Origin of the sequence: Protofrankia sp. Cj5 (genome assembly GCF_917627405.1) — a bacterium.
Lineage (GTDB): Bacteria > Actinomycetota > Actinomycetes > Frankiales > Frankiaceae > Protofrankia.
Genome location: NZ_CAKJTO010000062.1, coordinates 12,439 through 31,539, shown reverse-complemented (window position 1 = coordinate 31,539; position 19,101 = coordinate 12,439). Strand labels below are relative to the sequence as shown.

At 68.2% G+C, this 19,101-nt stretch carries 14 protein-coding genes and 3 pseudogenes; 6 read left to right on the top strand and 11 right to left on the bottom strand.

Annotated elements, in window-relative coordinates; translation table 11 throughout:
- From MJ777_RS14555 to MJ777_RS14530, 6 genes are all read right to left on the bottom strand, one after another.
- Nucleotides 1–229: hypothetical protein (locus MJ777_RS14555; RefSeq protein ID WP_239376779.1), on the bottom strand; the 229-nt coding region annotated here is incomplete at its 3' end.
- Nucleotides 229–1,476: a non-hydrolyzing UDP-N-acetylglucosamine 2-epimerase gene (gene wecB / locus MJ777_RS14550; RefSeq protein ID WP_239376777.1), complete on the bottom strand. Its 1,248-nt coding sequence runs from the start codon at nt 1,474–1,476 to the stop codon at nt 229–231. The genes MJ777_RS14555 and wecB, both read right to left, overlap by 1 nt.
- A gap of 107 nt (nt 1,477–1,583) precedes the next feature.
- A complete protein-coding gene (locus MJ777_RS14545; RefSeq protein ID WP_239376775.1) occupies nt 1,584–2,375 on the bottom strand; it encodes a family 16 glycoside hydrolase in 792 nt (263 codons plus the stop codon).
- Complete coding sequence (locus MJ777_RS14540; protein WP_239376773.1) at nt 2,372–4,045, bottom strand: glycosyltransferase family 2 protein; 1,674 nt, start codon at nt 4,043–4,045, stop codon at nt 2,372–2,374. Before MJ777_RS14540 ends, MJ777_RS14545 begins: the two co-directional genes overlap by 4 nt.
- The gene (locus MJ777_RS14535; RefSeq protein WP_239376764.1) at nt 4,045–4,290 is read right to left on the bottom strand and encodes a hypothetical protein; all 246 of its coding nucleotides are present in this window, start codon (nt 4,288–4,290) and stop codon (nt 4,045–4,047) included. Before MJ777_RS14535 ends, MJ777_RS14540 begins: the two co-directional genes overlap by 1 nt.
- Before the next feature lie 743 nt (nt 4,291–5,033).
- The gene (locus MJ777_RS14530; RefSeq protein ID WP_239376762.1) at nt 5,034–5,651 is read right to left on the bottom strand and encodes a PaaI family thioesterase; all 618 of its coding nucleotides are present in this window, start codon (nt 5,649–5,651) and stop codon (nt 5,034–5,036) included.
- 311 nt (nt 5,652–5,962) lie between these two features.
- Here MJ777_RS14530 and MJ777_RS14525 point away from each other — a divergent pair, with 311 nt between their 5' ends.
- From MJ777_RS14525 to MJ777_RS14515, 3 genes are all read left to right on the top strand, one after another.
- The gene (locus MJ777_RS14525; RefSeq protein ID WP_239376760.1) at nt 5,963–7,618 is read left to right on the top strand and encodes a N,N-dimethylformamidase beta subunit family domain-containing protein; all 1,656 of its coding nucleotides are present in this window, start codon (nt 5,963–5,965) and stop codon (nt 7,616–7,618) included.
- 192 nt (nt 7,619–7,810) lie between these two features.
- Nucleotides 7,811–8,287, top strand: coding sequence for a hypothetical protein (locus tag MJ777_RS14520; protein ID WP_239376758.1), 477 nt, complete (start codon nt 7,811–7,813; stop codon nt 8,285–8,287).
- A gap of 65 nt (nt 8,288–8,352) precedes the next feature.
- On the top strand, nt 8,353–12,936 hold the full coding sequence (locus tag MJ777_RS14515; RefSeq protein ID WP_239376749.1) for a caspase family protein: 4,584 nt from the start codon (nt 8,353–8,355) through the stop codon (nt 12,934–12,936).
- Here MJ777_RS14515 and MJ777_RS14510 read toward each other — a convergent pair.
- The 5 genes and pseudogenes from MJ777_RS14510 to MJ777_RS14490 form a co-directional block, all read right to left on the bottom strand.
- Complete coding sequence (locus tag MJ777_RS14510; RefSeq protein WP_239307977.1) at nt 12,913–13,071, bottom strand: hypothetical protein; 159 nt, start codon at nt 13,069–13,071, stop codon at nt 12,913–12,915. The genes MJ777_RS14515 and MJ777_RS14510 overlap by 24 nt on opposite strands.
- A gap of 472 nt (nt 13,072–13,543) precedes the next feature.
- A complete protein-coding gene (locus tag MJ777_RS14505) occupies nt 13,544–13,963 on the bottom strand; it encodes a hypothetical protein (RefSeq protein ID WP_239376747.1) in 420 nt (139 codons plus the stop codon).
- Nucleotides 13,960–14,217 (bottom strand): hypothetical protein, encoded by a 258-nt coding sequence (locus MJ777_RS14500; protein WP_239307979.1) that lies wholly within the window; start codon nt 14,215–14,217, stop codon nt 13,960–13,962. Before MJ777_RS14500 ends, MJ777_RS14505 begins: the two co-directional genes overlap by 4 nt.
- A 412-nt stretch (nt 14,218–14,629) precedes the next feature.
- A pseudogene (locus MJ777_RS23145) lies at nt 14,630–14,833 on the bottom strand (IS5/IS1182 family transposase); the annotation flags it as partial.
- A 68-nt stretch (nt 14,834–14,901) separates the two neighbouring features.
- Nucleotides 14,902–15,595, bottom strand: a pseudogene (locus MJ777_RS14490) (transposase).
- Between the two features lie 296 nt (nt 15,596–15,891).
- Between MJ777_RS14490 and MJ777_RS14485 the strand changes: the two are divergent.
- The 3 genes and pseudogenes from MJ777_RS14485 (at nt 15,892) to MJ777_RS14475 (ending at nt 18,832) form a co-directional block, all read left to right on the top strand.
- The gene (locus tag MJ777_RS14485; RefSeq protein WP_239307980.1) at nt 15,892–16,992 is read left to right on the top strand and encodes a lipase family protein; all 1,101 of its coding nucleotides are present in this window, start codon (nt 15,892–15,894) and stop codon (nt 16,990–16,992) included.
- 446 nt (nt 16,993–17,438) lie between these two features.
- Nucleotides 17,439–18,465, top strand: a pseudogene (locus MJ777_RS14480) (M4 family metallopeptidase).
- Nucleotides 18,466–18,538: 73 nt separating this feature from the next.
- Entirely contained in the window at nt 18,539–18,832 is a 294-nt protein-coding gene (locus tag MJ777_RS14475; RefSeq protein WP_239307982.1) for a protealysin inhibitor emfourin, read from the top strand.
- Nucleotides 18,833–19,101: the final 269 nt, after the last annotated feature.

Here is a 19,101-nt window from a genome sequence, read left to right as displayed (position 1 = left end):
GCCGGGGCCCGCGTCGCGGGGGTGACACGGACGGTGGCGGCGGCGGAGCGACCAGCTTGCCGCCGGCCAGCGCCAGAACGTCGCCGCCGTGCCGCGCCGGCAGCCGCCTGGAGTGCGGCCGCTCGGCGTTTGCCGTCGTGGCCGTGCTGGTCAGCCCTACGACCAGCGCCAGCATGGCAAGTATGATCGGTATTACGACGCTGCGGGACCGGTGAGTGCGCACCTGCATCAGTCCTTTCCCGCATGGATCTGGCCGGTGGTCCGCAGGCTGGCCGGTGAACCGAGCCGGGGTACGAACTCGTCAACCGGCGGACCGAAACCGAAATAGTGGGCCAGCGCGGCAACGGTGCGCCGCGCCGCGCCGCCGTCGCCGTACGGGTTCACCACTTCCGCCATTGCCGCGTACGCGGCCGGGTCGTCCAGGAGCCGGCCGACGCTGTCGACGATCCGCTGGGGATCGGTCCCGACCAGCGCGACCGTTCCGGCTTCGACGCCCTCGGGGCGCTCGGTGTTGTCCCGCATGACGAGCACCGGCTTGCCGAGGCTAGGCGCTTCTTCCTGCACTCCCCCGCTGTCGGTGAGCACGATGGTGGCGCGGCTCATCAGGTGAGCGAAGGCCGCGTAGTCGGCCGGATCGGAGACGATCACGTTCGCCAGGCCGCTGACGATGGGCATGATCGCCGACCGCACGGCCGGGTTGCGGTGGATGGGAAAGACAATCAGGAGATCCGGCCGTTGCGTCGCGAGCCGCGCGAGCGCCTTTCCGACGTTGCGCATCGGCTCGCCCCAGGACTCCCGCCGGTGGGCGGTGACCAGGAGCACCGGCCGGTCGCCGGACGTGCCGCGCGCTATCTCCGCCAGCAGCGGGCTGTCCGTCGGCATCGGCTCTTTGACAACCCAGAGCAGTGAGTCGATCACGGTGTTACCAATGACGAGCACCGCATCCGGCTTGACACCCTCGGCAATAAGATTGTCACGGCTTGTGATGGTGGGAGCCAGATGCAGGTCCGCGAGCTGGGTGGTGAGCCGACGGTTGATCTCTTCTGGGAACGGCGAGGCGGGGTCGTTGGTGCGCAGTCCCGCTTCCAGGTGCGCGACGGGGACACCGAGGTAAAAGGCGGCAAGCGCACCCGTGAAAGTTGTGGTCGTGTCACCCTGGACGATCACGATATCCGGTCCTACCTGCGCGATGGCGGCTTCCAGGCCGCCCAGCGACCGGGTGGTGACCCCGGCGAGTGTCTGGCCCTGCCGGAGGACGTCGAGATCGATGTCGGGAACGATGCCGAACAAGGTGTTGACCTGGTCGAGCATGCTCCGGTGCTGTCCGGTGACGGCGACGACCGGGTGAAAGTACGGCGAGGCCGCAAGCTCACGGACCACCGGTGCCATCTTGATTGCTTCCGGGCGGGTGCCATAGACCACCAGGACGGTACGGTGTGGCCCACCGCTGGGACGGGTCGATAACTTTCCGGCCATAACGTGTCCTTTCGTCGGTCCTTGTCCGTTTCGGGTCAGAGCTGACGCGATCGGCGGGGAGAGCACGGCGGGGAGAGCACGGCAGGGACAAGCAGCACGAGGGAAGATCATGAACGCGGGCGGGGAGCGGGGGGAGCCGTGCCGACCGTGACCCGGCGGAACTCCACTTCGGAGTCCTCGCAGTACAGCCCCACGGCTCCGGCGAGATAAGGGCGCTCCGCGTCGGTCAGATCGGCGGTCGGTACGCCATCGACGGCAACAGTGATTGCGCCGCCGACCTGAACGATCTCGATCGCGTACCAGGTCGCGACGGCGGCATGCGGCATTTCGCCACTGGCGAGGAAGCGCTGCCCGCCGGGATAGGCGGGGTCCTGCTTCGTGAGTTCCCAACCGTTGGTTTTGAGGGTGAAAGCATAGAAATGACCCGTATCAGCGTAATGCCACAGAAGCCAGCCGACCTCCCAGGGATGCGGCCCAGGCGCACGCAGCTGGCGGAGGGTACGCAGCTGTGCGGTCACGCGGACGTCGGTGTTATGGTCCGCGCCGATCACAAGTGACGCGTGGGTGGTGTCGGGAGCCAGCGCCGGCTTCGGGGCAAGGGAGATCACCTCTTCACCGTCGACCTCCCCCGCGGTGGTCCTGCCATAGCCGTCGAAGACAGCCAGCCACCTGCCGTGGCGGCTGCCATCCACCCAGCGCGTCATCGCGTCGTCCTCCTGGAACAGGCGGGTCAGCCGCCACAGCCCGAGCAGACCGGCCACAAGGAGCAGGCTGGCCAGGACAATGAGAGCGAGGATGAGCAGCCGGCCGAACAGCCCGGATCCGGCGGGCTGCCCGCCCTGGCCGAGATCCGTGCCCTCGGGCGGCTCAGCGGACAGCAACGGCCGCACCGGTCTCATCCATCAACCGTGACCGGCTCGCTGGCGTGGTCCCGCGGTGCCACCGCGTCGGCGCCAGCGGCGCCCGCCGTGCTTGCCGTGCTTGCCGTGCTTGCCGTGCTTGCCGTGCTTGCCGCCACCGCGGCCGTACTCGTCCCCGCGGTCAGGGCGGCTGCGCTCAGGCGTTCTTCCGGGCTGCGGGCGGTCTTGTGCCAGCTGTTGCGGCCACTGAGAATCCGGGCGATCGCCCACCAGCCGGCGACGAACCAGACCAGGGCGTACACCATGTAGAGGTGGGCATAACCGATCAGCCGTAGGAGGCCGAACCCGGAGATCGGCTCCTGCCGGCGGTAGACCAGGCCGCAGAGCATGGCCGGAACCGTGGCCAGCAGGTAGGCGCCGACGAACAGGCGCGGATCGGGGCTGGGCCCACCGGCGAGCCAGTCGGCCGTGACCGCGGCCGTCGAACATCCAAACGCGAGTGTGAGCAGGGACGCCAACACAATCAACAACGGGCTCGACAGGTGGAACAGCATGTCGGGCAGCGTGCGGATCCGCGCATCCCGAATCACCTGTGGTATCAGCCGCCATGACTGCAGGTGCCCCTGGAACCAGCGGGAGCGCTGGCGCAGTAGCCGGCGTAGTTTCACCACCCCCTGCTGGTGGACATCAGCCTGTGCGCAGAACCGGTTACGCCAGCCCGCGAGCAGCAGCCTGACCCCGAGATCGAGATCCTCGGTGAGGCTGTGGCTCCACGGCCGCGGGCCGAGCGACCGAAGCGCCGAAAGGCGGACGAACTGGCCGTTGCCGCCCAGCCCCACGTTGTCGACATGGGCCCGACCACGCTGGAAGATGTCGGTATAGATCACGAACTCCATGTCCTGCATGCGGGCCAGCAGGTTGCCATGCCGGTTGTTGATGCGGACGCCCGTCTGCACACCTGCCGTACGCGGGTCGCTGAAGTACGGCGCGACGGCATCGATGGCATGGGAATCGAGGCGCCCGTCCGCGTCGACGACAACGACGATCACATCGTCCGGGTCCCGGACGGCGATCTCATCGCGATCGGCGAGGTAGGCGATGGCGGCGTTCAGCGCCGCGCCCTTGCCTGACCGCGCGTTGGGCGGCTCGCGCCGTAACAGCCACCGCCGCTCGTCCCGGAACCCGCGCACGATGCTGGCCGTCGCGTCGTCCGAGCCGTCGTCGACCACCAGGACTCGGATGTCGTCCCTTGCCGTGGCGAGCAGCCGCCGCAAGCTTGCCCCGATCACCGCCTCCTCGTTGAGGCAGGGCATGACGAACACGTAGAACAGGCCGCTGGGGGTAACGGCCGGAGGCTGCTCGTGGGTACCCGACAACAGCAGCATCGCCATCAGGTAGAGGAAACCCATGACGATCAGCCCGGCGGCCAGCGGCCACGCGGCGCCGAGCACGCCGCCAGGCAAGGACACGAGTAACGCCACCGGGGACCGGACGGCCGCCGCGCCGTGGGCCTGTGCCTGCGCGGCCCACGGCGCGGCCAGGTACCCGGCAACGGGCGGGAGCAGGCCCGCGTGCCACAGCACCCGCGGCCGGACCAGGCCGGACGCGACCGGCCGACGGCGTCCGGGGGCCTCCCGTAACCGACATGCGAAACCACCCAACAATCCTGTCGAAACCATGACATCACGTACACGGCCTGACCGACTCATCAACGGATCCTTCGCCCAGCTGGCCGGCCGACTTTCTCGGCCACGGTGAAACGCCCGGTCGACGCGCGCGCGAGGCGGCCGCGAGCGCGCAGGAAAATGGCCAGAAAAATACATGCGACGCCGGCTGCCAGATACAGCACGAATACCAGTCCGACAATTTCCTCTAACACATCGGACAGCACGTGGAAAACCCTGGAAACAGCGCTTCCAATTAACGCGTGATCGACGGAACGCGACACGAACATAGCTTCTCCATAAAGGCATACGCGCCCATGACAAAAAGGGCGCATACCCATGGCCAAGCAGCCCTGGCCTGCGTGGATGGTGCTCACCAACCAGCTATGAGAGCTGCTCGACCAGCCGTGGAAAAACCCGCGGACGGGCGACGCGAATCGCCCGTCCAAGCGGAGGACTGCTGCCTTGCCACGCCTCGGCAGGTGACTGGCCGGCTATAACGGCAGCAGGATTCCCGAACCGCCGCCGTCAGACAGGTCGTACCATCTATCCCATCCCCCTCGGCCCTGGCCACCCGAGCGCTCGGCGAGGTGCTGGTGGCACCCTCAACCACGCGCCGGGAAATGGCGCCCCCTCGAATCCACCGTTCGCAGAACAGCTTTGCATGAAATGCCGCCGAACGCAAAGGGCTTCGTGAAACTCTCCTGTCATCTTGTTGGCGCATCTCCACCAGTTACCACGCAGAGCTACCATCAAAACGAACATATGACGCTGCCGGCAGCAATAAATTGATCAACATTCACCCGCGAGAGACACCGGGCAGCGCACGTCATACCCGCCTAGCAGGCAGAACAGAAAATCTGAAAACAACACGTAAGCAGATGAATGCGGAGCGCCAGCAAGCACCCATAAGCACGGCAATCGAAATCCGTCACACAAAGTAGCATTGGAGGAGAGGCCTCCACCCGCGGGCAGTCCGGAATCACCGAAAGACCGCGCGAGAACCAGGAACTTTATCTGCCTGCCAGTTGACTCACTCGTGCGGTTGTGCCTCGTTCCCATGCCCGTCGCGGTATCCGGGCAGCGCGTCCCGCAACCGGTCCGCGTCGCTGTCGGCCAGGGTGAAGCGCTGGCGCGCCTCGTCCAGGCTGACAAGCCGGTAGCTGGCCGTCGCGGTGGCCATCGTGGCGCCGTCCAGATCGAGGATCTCGGAGGCGGCATGAGTGAGCCCGGTACCGGCCTGTTGCCCCTCCCGCGGCGGCCGCATACGGGCTATGCAGTCGTACGTCCTGCCGACGAACATCGGCGAGACGTAGCGCACCTTCATCACCGTGGTGAACGCGGTGCGGCCGGTCTGAAGCACGATCAGGTTACCCATGATCTCATCGCAGACCACCCCGATCAGGCCACCATGCACGATGCCGGGGTACGACTCGTGTGCGCGCCCAAAATCGAAGCGAGCCTGTAGCCCCTCGGGATGGGTCCGCAGCTGCAGCGCAAGGCCCTGATCATTGTACGGCGAGCAGCCGAAACACTGGTAGTCCGGCAGCACCGCCCAGGGGGCCTTGACCGGGCTGCCGGGGCGCTCGCCGCGCGCCGCCTGCGCACCGGAGCTGATCGGGCCCGAAGCCGTCGGCTGGGAGATGGTCATGCGCAGGCCCCGATCCGGTCGAGGCGACGTGCATGAGCGGCCGGGTCGGCGGTCGGCATCCTGATCTCCCTTGTTGGCCTGGTGTTGTTGGCCTGAGCTGCTCTCGCCGGGCCGACGGACGTGGGATCGCGGTTGTGCGCACACCTCCGGCGGCCCCAGGGGAATCTAAGCGGATCCGCGGCGCGGAGCACCGGGAATCGCCTGCCCCAATCCCACGATCAGGCTGCTTGATGAGCGGAGCCCGTCAACGGAGCCCGCAGCCGGCCACCGCCGGTGGCGGCTGTGGGAGGCCACCGGCGAGGATGGCCGGCATGTTCGCTCATCGGAGCCAGGACCATCGGAGCCAGGACCATGGTCGGCGCGGGTCTGCCGCATGGCCCACGGCTGTCGCGGCCTCCGTCACCGTCATGGTTGTGCTCGCGGCCCTCCTCGGCGGATGCGGCGGCACCGGCCACGGCGGCCGGAGCGGCCAGGGCAACGGGACCAACCAGGGCAACGGGAGCGGGCCGGGCGGACAGGGGGCCGGCCGGGACGGCGCCGGGGTGGGCGCCGACTTCGACGTCCGGGCCGAGAACGCGAAACCCGGTGGTGACTGCGGGCTGGCCCGGCTCGGCTACAACCACGCGGTGGAAGGCTGGCTTGACCACACCAGCATCCGCTCGGGGGACGAACTTCGCCTGTTCGCCTCCACGACCGCGGCCACCGTCACGGCCACCGTCTTCCGGATCGGCTGGTACGGCGGACGGACCTGCCGCCTGGTCACCGAGGTGGGCCCGTTGCCCGGCCGGGTGCAGGCCCCCGCGTCCCGCGACCCGTCGACCAACACCGTCAGCACAGCCTGGGAGCCGACCACGACGTTCGCAACGAACAGCTGGCCACCGGGCGCGTATCTGATCCGCCTGGACAACTCCGAGGGCTTCCAGACCTACGTCCCGTTGACCGTCCGCAGCCCGACGATGTCCGGGCGGGTGGTGCTGCTCGCGGCGGTGACAACCTGGCAGGCGTACAACGCATGGGGCGGCTACAGCCTCTACCACGGTCCGAAGGGATTCGCCGACCGGGCTCGGGCCGTGTCGTTCGACCGGCCGTACGACTACGGTGACGGCGCCGCGGACTTCACCGGGAACGAGGCCCCCGTCATCATCCTCGCGGAAAAACTCGGCCTGCCCGTCGCCTATGCCACCGACATCGACCTGCATGCCGACCCGGCGCTGCTGGACGGCGCCCGCGCGGTCGTCTCCATGGGGCATGACGAGTATTACTCGCCCGCGATGCGGGACGCGTTGACACGGGCCCGTGACCGCGGGGTGAACCTGGCCTTTCTCGGGGCGAACGCGGTGTTCCGCCGGATCAGGCTCGGGCCGACGCGCGTCGGGCCGGACCGGCTGGAAACCGGCTACAAGATCGCCGCCGAGGATCCGCTGAACGGCGTCGACAACGCCGCGGTGACCGCGAACTGGCCGTCCCCGCCGGACGCAAGTCCGGAGAGCTCGCTCACCGGTGGCATGTACCAGTGCAATCCGGTACATGCCGACCTCGTGGTCCGCGACCCCGGGCACTGGCTGCTCGCCGGCGCCGCGGTGACGGCCGGCAGCCGCATCCCGGGGATGATCGGATCCGAGTACGACCGGGTCGACCGCGCGTATCCGACACCACCGCGGATCGAGGTTCTCGCCCATTCGCCGGTGGTCTGTCACGGTCGGCCCGACCATTCCGATGTCAGTTACTACACGGCCGACTCGGGCGCGGGCGTGTTCGACGCGGGTACCAGCGCGTGGGTGTGCGCGGTGACCGATGTGTGCGGGTCCGGCGCGGCCGGGCCGGTGGTGCGGGACTTCGTCACCACCGTCACCACCACGATGCTGACCACATTCGCCCAGGGCCCCGCGGGCCACCAGCATCCGGGTGCCCAGTCCGTACCGGACGACGACGCCGGTGGTGGTGGGAATCCGGGCAGCGAACGGTAGGCCGGCCGGCCATACATAGGGAGGCAGTAGGGATAGGGGACGCGGCGTTGAGCTGCGCCGGGCTGCCAGGCCTGATCACTGGTCCGGGCGCGATACCGACGACGCCTGGGAGCGATGCCCGAAAGCGGGGCAGCGATATCCATCCGGACCTCTCGTTCCCCTCGTGGCAGCCCAAAGAGCACAATACGGACCGTGGAAGTCGTCATCTCGTTACAGGGCGGCGGTGGCTGGCCGGACAGCAGCGTCGCGCCGTTGGGGACCTGGCTTGGCCGGGAGCGGGAACTCCGCGGCCGGGTCCGCCGTGCTCCGGCCGCGGCGCCACCGCCGGCGGTCATGGGCACGGCCACGGATCTGCTCACCGTGGTCCTGGAACCGGGAGGGGCTGCCACCGTGCTGGCCGCCGCGCTGGTGGCGTGGGTGCAGCGCCGAGCCGGCAACCAGACCGTGACCATCACCCGCCCCGATGGGACCACCCTCACGGTGGCGGCCGAACACGTCCGCGGGCTGGACGCGCGACAGGTGAACGAGCTGGCCCAGCAGCTCGCCCGGTCGCTGGAACCCGGCGAGCCGATGCCCGGCGGCGAGCCGATGCCCGACGGCGAGCCGATGCCCGACGGCGAGCCGATCCCCGGCGAGACAGCGCGGCCTCCCGCCGCACCGGCCGGATAACGCCCGGCGGAGCGCCCGGCACCAGGGGCACACAGGGCTGGCCGGACGGAGGAGGGCTCGGACGGATGGCGGCACCGCGGCAGCTGCCGCTCGGCGACCTCGCCGGGATGGGCGCACGGGCGGTCCTGGTGGGAACGAGCCGCCACGCCGACGGGTCACGTCTGCCGGATCTGCCGTCGGTGGCAACCACGGTCGAGGATCTGCGGCGGGCGCTGGAAGAGGTGTGCGGCATGGCGCCCGCGAACATCCACACGATCGTCGATCCCGTCGACGAAGGCGCCGTGCTCGACGCGGTGGAGGCCGCGGCCGCGCAGGCGGGCGGCGTCGTCCTGTTCTACTTCGCGGGGCACGGCCTGCTCGGGCCCGGGGATCGGCTGTACCTGGCCACGCATGCCAGCCTCGCTGGCGACCGGGTCGCCCGGTCCGTCTCCTACCAGACTGTCCGGGACATTCTCGCGGAGCTGCCGGCCAGCACCGTGGTCGTGCTCGACTGCTGCTTCTCCGGCCTGGCGGACGCGACAGCCCACGGCCGGCAGCGTGATCCCTATGCCTCCGCCCGGCCGCGCGGCAGCTACCTGCTGACCTCGGCATCCCACTACGCCGTCTCCTACGCCCCGCCGGGCGAGCGCCACACCCTGTTCAGCGGCGAGCTGCTGCGGCTGCTGCGCGAGGGTGACCCGGCCGGCCCGGCCCGGTTGACCCTCGACCACATCTACGGGCGCCTCGACCGGCGGCTGCAGGCAACGGCGGCGCGGCCGCACCGGCAGAGCGACGGCCGGGCCGGTGAACTCGTCCTCGCCGCGAATCCCGCCTACCAGCGGCCCGTCCCAGCGCGCGATGACGTGTCCGCTGACGGGTCAGCCGAGCCGCTGGACGACTCCCCGTGTCCCTATCCGGGGATGGAGCCGTTCCAGCCAGACGACCACGAACGGTTCTTCGGCAGGGAGGATCTTGTCCGCCGGCTGCTCGGGGACGTCACCGGGAACGGCCCCGCTCATCGCCCGCTGGTGCTCGTGGGGTCCTCCGGCGTGGGCAAGTCCTCGCTCCTGCGTGCCGGGCTGCTGGCCGCGCTGGACCGCCGGCACGAGGCGGACCGGACGAGCCCCTGGCCGGCGGTGCTGCTGCCCGCGCCGGGAGCCCAGCCGATGCGGGCGCTCGCCGAACGCCTGGCGGCGGCGGCCGGAAAGCCCCTGGGGGATGTGGAACGGCAGTTGCTGGCCGGGCGGTTACCCAGCATGGCCGAACGGCCCGGCGGGTGCGCGGTCCTTGTCGTCGACCAGTTCGAGGAGGTCTTCACCCGGTGCGCGGATCCCGGCCAGCGGGCGCGATTCATCCGTGTCCTGTGCGGTGACCCGGATGGCCCCCGCGACACTGGTCGCCCTGGTGGCCCCCGTGACGCTGGTGGCCCCGGCACCGGTCCGGGCCGCGTCCAGGTGGTGCTCGGGCTCCGGGCGGATCACTACGGAAGCTGCCTGGAACATCCCGAGCTGGTCCGCGCGCTGCGGGACGGCCAAGTGACGCTACCGCCCCTGGACGATGCCGGGCTGCGGGCAGCCATCGAACGCCCCGCCCACGCGAGCGGTCTGGTCCTGCAACCCGGGCTGACCGACCTGCTGCTCCGGGACCTCCGCGAGGGCGGAGCCGCCACGCTCGGCGCGGCCCTGCCGTTCCTGGCGCACGTGCTGCGCGCCACCTGGACCAGGCGCAGCGGCCGCACCCTCACCCTCGCCGGCTACCAGGCCACCGGCGGTATCTGGCAGTCGGTCACCCGCACCGCCGAGGAGATCCACGACTCGCTCGCGGAACCCGGCCGGGTGGCCCTGCGCGAACTGTTCGTGCGGATGGTGTATCTGAGCGGCGGCGATGGGGAGGCGGTGCGGCAGCGCATCGACCTACGCGAGATGGCCCACGGTCGTTCCAGCGTGCAGCGCCAGCTCATCACGCTGGTGTGCGACCGGTTGGCGCAGGCCCGGCTGGTCACCGTCGACGACGGCGGGGCGCAGCTCTCCCACGAGGCGCTGCTGCGTGCCTGGCCGCGGCTGCGTCGATGGATCGACGAGGATCGCGCCGGGCTGCTCATCCGCCAGCAGCTGGCCGACGCGACGGATGCCTGGCAGCGCGCCGGTCGCGATCCGGCGTTCTGCCATCGCGGCGTCCGGTTGGCGGCGGCCCGCGAATGGGCCGCGGACGCCCGGCACAAGCGCCTGTTGCGAGTGGCCGACCAGGAGTTCCTCGACGCCAGCATCCGAATGGAACAGGCCGAACAGGCCCGGGAGCGCCGGCGGGTCCGCCGGCTGCGGCAGATCCTTGCCGGCCTGGCACTTGCCCTGTGCCTGACGGCGCTGGCCGCCGGCCTGGCGTTCCAGCAGCGTTCCAGCGCGCGGCGCAGCAGCCAGGCCGCGACCGTCCGCCAGCTGCAGGCCGCGGCGATCTCGGCTACCGGTACCGAGCCACGGTCCGCGCTCCTGCTCGCGCTGGAGGCGTACCGGCGGGACCCGTCGGCGACCAGCCGCGCGGCGCTGCTCGATGTCCTGGCGGGAACCCAGTTCGCCGGCGTCGTCGACGACCTGCCGAACATCGTCACCACGCTGACCTACAGCCGGGACGGCCGAATTCTGATCATCGGTACCGGTGACGGCACCACGCAGCTCTGGGATGTCTCCCAGCCCGGCCATCGCCGCAAGCTCGCCGACGTGGTTGCGCACAGCCCGCCGGGGTTCACCCGTGGGGTGCTGGCGGCCTGGCTCGACGATGGCGAGCGCCTGCTCTACCTGCTGGGCGGCGACGGGGTCATGGGCATGTTCAGCCTGGCGGACCCCGCGCATCCCGTCGGCCTGGGAACCGTCGGCGGGATGGGGACAGTCATCCAGAGCGCGGCCGTCACCCCCGACGGGCGCACCCTGCTCGCCTCCGACCTCGGCCTGCCCTCGCTGTGGGCGGTGGGCGCTCGTCCTTCGGAGGTGACACGGCTGGCCCGGTTACCTGGGCACGACAGCATCCTCAACACCGCGGCCTTCTCCCCTGACGGACGGCTGCTGGTCCTCGGCTGGCAGGACGGGAGCACCGAGCTGTGGGACACGACGGACCGCTCCCGGCCACGCCGGCAGGCGGTGCTCGGGCCGGCCGACGGGGGCCGCGCCGCGGTACGGGCCGCCGCCTTCAGCCCGGACGGCCGCATCCTGGCCGCCGGGACCAACGACGCGCAGACGCAGCTGTGGGAGCTGGCGGACCCCGCCCATCCACGCCAGCTCGCCGGGCTTGACGGCCATGGCGGCGCGGTGGACGCGGTGGCCTTCAGCCCGGACGGCGCGAGCCTCGCCACGGGCAGCACGGATCGCAGCGTCGTGTTGTGGAATGTCGCCGATCCGGCGAAGCCCGCACGCGCCGGTGTTCTCACCGGGCATAAGAACATCGTCCGGACGGTGGGTTTCGCTCCGGACGGCCGCACGCTGGCCACCGGGGGAAACGACGACACCGTGCTGTTGTGGGCGCTGGCGGACCGGCTGGCTCCGGCACGCTCGGCACAGCCGATCGCCGCAACCGCTCCATCCCCGCCGAATCCATACGCCCCGCTGGCGTTCTCCACGCTCGACCCGGCTGGCAGGCTGCTGGCGGCCTGGGCTTCCGGCGGTCGACCCGTGCTGGTGAACCTGACAGGTCCGGCAACAGGTCAAGACGCCGGCACCATCGACGTCCCGGGCAACCCGAGGGTGGCCTTCGCCCCGGACGGCCGCGCTCTCGCCACCGGGGCGCATGACGGGACCGTGGCTGTCTGGGACATCTCCGACCCCGCGGCGCCGGTGTCGACAGCGCGGTTCCGCGCCGCCGACGGTCCTGACTTTGTCGAGGACCTGGCGTTCTCGCCTGACCACAGGCTCATCGCCGTGAGCCTCCTGGACGGGCCGACAACCGTCTGGGACATCTCCGACCGGGGTCATGCCACCCGGGTGTCAACCCTCACCGAGAAGCACACCGCGAACTGCCCGGTGGCGTTCGGGCCGCGGGGACGTCTCCTGCTGTGCGGTGGGCGCCTGTACGACATGGCCGATCCCCGCCGTCCGAAGCCGCTGAGCAGCCTCACCGAACCGGACCACCCCCACGTCCAGATCTCCGGCAGCGCCCGTTTCTCCCCCGACGGAAACACCCTGGCGGCCAGCGGGCTGAAGAACACCTACCTGTTCGACGTCTCCTCGCCCGCCGCGCCGGTCTTCCGAGCGACAGTCAGCACGGATGCGTCGGTGCCCTTCATCATGTTCAGCCCGGACGGACGCATTCTCGCCACCGTCGACGGCGGCGACGAAGTAGCGCTGTGGGACGTGACCGTCACCGCCGCGCCCCACCGGGTCACGGCGGTGACCCTGGCGAACTATCCGCGCGGCGTGGCGTTCTCCGACCACGGCGACACGCTCACCACCTACGATGAGTCCGGCAATGTGGTCAGGTGGAACACCGCCCCGCTGCGCGCGGCGGTGACGGACCCGGTGGCCCGTGCCTGCCGCCTGGCCGGGGCCAATCCGACCCAGCCGGAATGGTCGGCCATCGCCCCCGGCGTCAGCTTCGGCCGGGTGTGCCCGAACCTCCCCGAAGCACCGTCGCCGCCGATCATCCCGATCGTCACTCGTCCCTCACCGGTACCGGCGGGAAGCTGACCGCTGCCGGTGGCGTTCCTTCAACCCACCGAAGCAGGTCCGTCGGGCTGCCGGCCCGCCCATCATGTCGTTGACAAGCACCAGCTCAAGATTGGAGTAGTGCGGGGTCAGCAGCGAGCGGACGCTGGTCGCCACGCTTGCCGCTTCGTTGTACGCGGGGCGGGCACCCTGAACCAGGGTACCGTCGCGGATCCGAGCAGCGAGTCCAGCCGTTCCCCGCGGATCATGTACCGGTGCCGGACCAGCTCCCGGCCCGCGCCGCAGAGCAGGAGTGTCTAGTAGCCGTTCACGACGACGAAGTACCCGACACCACCTAGATCACTCCCGACAGCAACGCCACCGGCACATCGGACGGGCTCACGGCGTCGATGCCAGGTACGGGAGATCCAGCACCTGACGGGCCATGTCCGCGGTTACAACGGCCGGCATAGGCGCACAGGGTAGCGGCGGGCGTCCTGAAGGGCCTGAGGATACCAGAGCAACTCACAGGCTAGGAGCGCCCGGCAATAAGGGCATGGATCAAGGAAGGTGGGTGGGGTACGTAGATCGCCAGGCGGAGGAGGAAGACGCCCTGGTTGTGGGCGTCGACCGACGACAACGCCGCGAGCTACGTACCCCACCCACGTGACGCCGCTCCCCTATTGCCGGTCGCTCTGAGGTCCAGGATGCGCACCGGCTGGCCCGTCCACCGGTCCGGCGCCGCCGTAGCGATCACCGCACCCTCGGGACACTCCGGGGTGGGCTCGGCCGCGTACCGGACGTGCGCCGACGCCCAGCCGGTATCGCGGGCCAGCGCGACCGCGGCCGCCAAGTCCAAGTCCACAATCGTCACCGCCTGCAGCGCGGCGATGTGCTCCGCAGTTCCCGGCCGGGCCCGGTCCGCCTCCACCAACGCACACGCCGGGGCATACAGGAAATGGCCCGGCACGGTGTGGGCGCGCTGGATCAGCCGGGAGGCCAGCCTGTTGCCGTAGCCGGCCAAGACCATCGCCGTCTCGTCCAGCACCACATGCAGCGCGTCACTCACCGCACCAACGCCCGCGCCAGCCGACGGTCCAGCTCGGCATCGGCCTGCGCGGCCTCCTCTTCCGTCGGGTCGTAGCCGCTCCACTCCCGCAGCACCGCCCGTGCCCGCTCGGCGCGCTCCGCTCGTTCAGCTGGCGTCAGCAGCGTGCTCGCCAAGCGCGCCAGATACGCCCGCAACGACAGCCCCTCCGCCGCAGCCACCTCCGCCAGCCGATCCCGCGCCTCCGCCGGAATCCGCACATTCGCATCCGCCACCACAGCCTCCTCTCAGGCCGCTCCCCACAGGATACGGGTACGCAAACGTATCCAGGACCCGTCCGGATCGATGCTGGAGCATCACATCCAGGGCAAAGCACCCGGCCCAAGTACGGGCCACTTCTTCACCGCCCTCAGCGGTACGGACGGGCGTCCCCGCCGCGGGCCGATCCCAGTAGCGCCTCGACCACCGCTGTCCGGTATGGCGCGGCGATCCGTCCGAGGCCGTTCGGATCGGCCGTGCGGACCACGCCCCACCGGCTTCGACGGCAACGGCGACCGGATGCGCGTCAGCGAGCATCTCCGCGCCCACCGATATCCCGGCCAGCAAGGCACCGACCGGGCCGCCAATCGTACGGGGAAGAGCAGTGGGGCTTTCCGCGTAACGGCTTGTTGCGTTCTGTAGCCATGTTGTTCGATTGTGCTCGATGTGGAGGAGGATGAGCGCAGCGGCGACGATCCGGCCGATCCTCCATGGGCAGAGGCTGACGTTGCGGAGAGCTTTGAACGTTGTTTTGAGTAAGGAGTTCCCGCGCTCACCGACAGCCCGCTTGCCATTGCGTGTTTTGTTGTGAGCCTCCCGGCCGTCCGTGAGCTGTCCACCCGCCGGCTTCTTGATCGCTAATGGGATGTCTGTTGCGTCGAGCCACCGCGAGACGTGGCGGATGTGGGCTGCTGCCCTGGTCAGATAGCCAGAGCGAACTCGGCGAAGGCGCCGGTGAGTCGGCGACGGGGTTCGGTGTCGACGGCGAGTTCGTAGTGTCCGCGGCGGATGTGCTGGACATGTCCAGAGCCGATCACCTGGGCGGAGCGGAGACGTTTCAGGCTGCGCATCGGCCGGAGCCGGGCTTTCAACCTGCCGTGATCGGCTTCGGTCGGGTTGTTGCCTGGCGGCGTCGACGTGCTGTGCGGCGGGGAGCTGCTCCTCGAGCACCCGTGGCTACGTAGCCGGCGGCTCGGTCGATGGTCGCCTCAACGTGTCGGCGGCCGTGGGACAGCGCCCGGCTGAAGAACCGGCGGGCCGCGGCCAGGTCCCGACGTTCGCAGGCAAGCACGTCGATGACCTGGCCGAACTGGTCGACTGCCCGGTACAGGTAGGCCCGTCAGCCGACGACTATGACGTACATCTCATCGGCGAACTATCGATCCCCAGGCAGGTGGCGACACGGCCGGACGGCGTCCATCAGAAGCGGCTGAACGCTGCACCCAGCGTGACAGCGTCAACAACGATGCCGCGCTCGGCGAGCAGTTCCTCAACCTCTCGGTAGGACAAGGCGTAGGCAAATACCAGCGCCGCCAGCACGATCACTTCTGGCGGGAACCGGAACGCGGCGAACTCCGAGACCGGAACCGCCGGATGGACACGACGACGATGCACCACCCGATCATGCCCGACGAGCCCGGCCACCGTGCCCAGCCAACGCAACAGCGTCCAGCCAATCGACAGCCGGACCGGGGCGCAGATATACCGAAAGGCGACATCGAAGGCTGGAAGCCCCCAAAAGTTACCAAGTTTCTTTCATTGTCGAGGATTGGTGGCGGCCTGCCGTGGTAGGTGTTGATAGCAGGAACACAGCCAAGTGCTGACGGATCCGGCCCACGCCAACAGAAAGATGTCTCCATGCCATCCCTTCCCGCAGCGTCTCGTTGCGGGTAAATCTATGGAGGTGACCCATGTTGGTCACTACTGTCAAAGCGCCATCACCGCTCGAACCCAGTCCTAGCCAGCCAGACGGGCTACCTGTCTACCCAAACTTGGTTGCTGATCTCCTACAGGTGCAAGTCCATCCCAACGATACTGTCGCTCATGTGCTGGCGACTTGCGCAGGGTACGCATATGAGAGGGTAGACTCCGCACGGACAAAGGACGGCGGCAGCACATTTTCGGAGACCATGGCCCGACTGGGACTCGAAGGTAACCGCTGTCGCATTGTCGCAGACTATGTTGACGGGATGCTGCTGTGGTCCACGGCCTTTATTCTACAAAGTCAAGATGGTAGAATTGGAATTCTCGCCTACCGTGGCACAGAGCCAACAAATCTTCTAAACTGGTTCGCCGTCGCCGACATCGAGCCAGAGGACTTCAAAATCTGCGTCGGCAACGAACAAGATCCAAAGAACTACTTCGACGTGCACGCCGGATTTTACCGGAACACACGGGCGACCAGCGATAAGATTGTAGAGATTCTGCGTGCCGCCCTGCAACCTGTGACGAATGAGGGTGCGGTAAACATCCTAGGGGAGAGAGACCGGCAGGTTCAACCGCTGGAGCGGCTCTACATAACAGGCCACAGCTACGGCGCAGCCATCGCCTCGATGATGGGAATCATGCTGAAAAACAACGCCCGCTATCAGGACGTCGGCCAGATACTCCATGCAGTATATACTTTCGGCCAGCCAATGATCGGCTCACCCGCGCTGGCTTTGGCATGTAAGAGGCATGAGTTCCTGGGCAGAAACGTAATCCGCTACGTGTATCGTAACGACCCTGTACCGCGTCTTCCTCCTTCGGCATCCGGTCATTTCGCCCACTATCCTGAGCACGAGTTGAGGTACAGTAGGAAATGGCCGTGGATCGAGAGTCCGGCATCGTCGCAGACGAACGACCTCTTCATAGCCCCCGAGGCGCTTCTCGGATTCGTGGAACGCCAGATGTGGCTGCTACGGCACCTGCATCCTCAGTATTCGGTCGTTGACCACCTGCCGCAAAACTATATTGCGGCCCTTATTCCGCCAGGCATAAGGAATGAGTTCGGGGAGCTACCCCTACCCTGACGATCAGTAGTGGGACATGGTCATCCCCTTACCCTGCAACATCTTTGTTTGCAACAGCCGATGAACCAGAGCGGGATGCCACCCGCCGTATGACGGTAACATTCACGCCTGTCCGAGAGATGCCCGGACGCGGCACTTTCTGGTTCGCCCCTTGCCAACACCCCGGGTTGCACCTCGTCCACGACTTGCTCCTAGGACACATCGAAAGACGACCACACATGTGAATCCACAATCGATCGGTCACATAGGTGGTATGCCACTGGGCAACCACTCGACACGGGTAAGTATTCGGTAAACCCGCGGGATCTTCGAGCCCGCACCCCGGCTGACCTGCGCAGACGTCCTGGCGCCCCACGGCATGACCGAATACTTACCGACACGGAAACCTAAAAAGGAACACTCATGGCAACCTACGGTTCGGGAACGACACCTCACCAACCGCTGCACTGCATCATCCCCCCGATCTGCTGGCCCGACTTGTCGGTGAAGGCGAAACCGAGCAGGTGCGGGCTGCGGCGCTGCGCACCCTGCAGCTAGACCACTCGTTCCGGCTGGCCCGCGCCGAGACAGCCGCCCGGTCCGGCGGCCCGACAGCCCGGCGGATCACCTTCGGCCGGCAGGGTGGCCGGCCTCAGCGCACCATCTACGACCAGCAGCAGCAGAGTCAGACGCTAGGCACCCGGGTACGAGGCGAGGGCGAGCAAGCAACCGGCGACCCAGCCGTCGACGAAGCCTACGACGGCTTCGGCATGACCTACGACTTTTACTGGCGCGTCTTCCAACGCGACTCCATCGACGGCCAAGAGATGCCTGCACGGCGCAGTCCACTACGCCGAGCACTACGACAACGCCTTCTGGGACGGCGCTGAGATGTTCTTCGGCGACGGCGACGGCCAGATATTCACTCGGACCACCGCGGGCATCGAGGTGATCGGCCACGAACTCACCCACGGCGTAACCCAACATGAAGCGAACCTGACCTACAGCGGCCAGTCCGGAGCCCTCAACGAGTCCCTCTCCGACGTGATGGGCAGCCTGGTCAAACAGTTCCGGCTCAGCCAGAAAGCCTCCGACGCCGACTGGCTGATCGGCGCGGACATCGTCGGACCCGCCCTCCAACCAGCCCTGCGGTCCATGAAAGCACCCGGCACCGCCAACCCACACGACAACCAGCCCGCTGACATGAACCACTACGTCCACACCGCCGACGACAACGGCGGGGTGCATCGCAACTCCGGCATCCCCAACCGCGCCTTCTACCTCGTCGCCGATGCCCTCGGCGGCTTCGCCTGGGAAGTACCCGGCGCCATCTGGTATACCTCGCTCTTGGACCCCCAGCTACCCCCAAACGCCGAGTTCCGCGACTTCGCCCGGATCACTCTCCGCCACTCCCGGCAGATCTACGGCCCGACCAGCGACGAAGCACAGGCGGTCCAAAACGGCTGGGAGGCGGTGAAGGTCCCCATAGCCTGACAAGCCCTCATCCGCTGTGTCCCCCACCCAGGCTCGAGCTGCCCGACCTCCGCGACCGCGGGACCATCAACAGATGCGCGTGGAACTCGAACGCAGCGGCGGCTTCGCCGGCCTGACCCTGCGGGCCGTGCTCGACACAGACCAGCTCCCCCCGGACCAGGCCAGAAAGACCGAAGTCGCACTTAACACCATCAGGTGGGACGATCAACCCCCATCCCCGAAAGGCGCGGACTACTATCAGTACCAGCTCACAGTCACCGACCCCACCGGCCGACAGCGTTCCACCACCCTCTACGAGCCGCAGATACCCACCACGCTGCGGCCCCTGCTCCACCAACTCGTCGCCCGAGGCCAGCTCAGCTCATGACAGATTGGAGGGTTCCCGCTTTCGGGGACAACGAACCTGAAGGTCACTGTCTACGACAGTGGGAACCCTCCACCGCCGGCACCGCGGGCAGCTACACCCCCTGGACGATAGAGCACACACATTGGCTACGGAATGTCATCTGGGGCGAGGACTCCTCCTGCTCCGCACCGGCGACAACCCCCAATTCTGGGCCGCCATCACGAACCTCGTGATCAACCTGTTTCGTTTACTGGGAGTAACACAGTTCACCCGAGAGACCCGCCGTAACG

Bases quoted from the DNA above. Each gene is read 5' to 3' on its own strand.
- wecB (WP_239376777.1), bottom strand. From the start codon at position 1,476: ATGGCCGGAAAGTTATCGACCCGTCCCAGCGGTGGGCCACACCGTACC.
- MJ777_RS14545 (WP_239376775.1), bottom strand. From the start codon at position 2,375: ATGAGACCGGTGCGGCCGTTGCTGTCCGCTGAGCCGCCCGAGGGCACG.
- MJ777_RS14540 (WP_239376773.1), bottom strand. From the start codon at position 4,045: ATGAGTCGGTCAGGCCGTGTACGTGATGTCATGGTTTCGACAGGATTG.
- MJ777_RS14535 (WP_239376764.1), bottom strand. From the start codon at position 4,290: ATGTTCGTGTCGCGTTCCGTCGATCACGCGTTAATTGGAAGCGCTGTT.
- MJ777_RS14530 (WP_239376762.1), bottom strand. From the start codon at position 5,651: ATGACCATCTCCCAGCCGACGGCTTCGGGCCCGATCAGCTCCGGTGCG.
- MJ777_RS14525 (WP_239376760.1), top strand. From the start codon at position 5,963: ATGTTCGCTCATCGGAGCCAGGACCATCGGAGCCAGGACCATGGTCGG.
- MJ777_RS14515 (WP_239376749.1), top strand. From the start codon at position 8,353: ATGGCGGCACCGCGGCAGCTGCCGCTCGGCGACCTCGCCGGGATGGGC.
- MJ777_RS14485 (WP_239307980.1), top strand. From the start codon at position 15,892: ATGTTGGTCACTACTGTCAAAGCGCCATCACCGCTCGAACCCAGTCCT.
- MJ777_RS14475 (WP_239307982.1), top strand. From the start codon at position 18,539: ATGCGCGTGGAACTCGAACGCAGCGGCGGCTTCGCCGGCCTGACCCTG.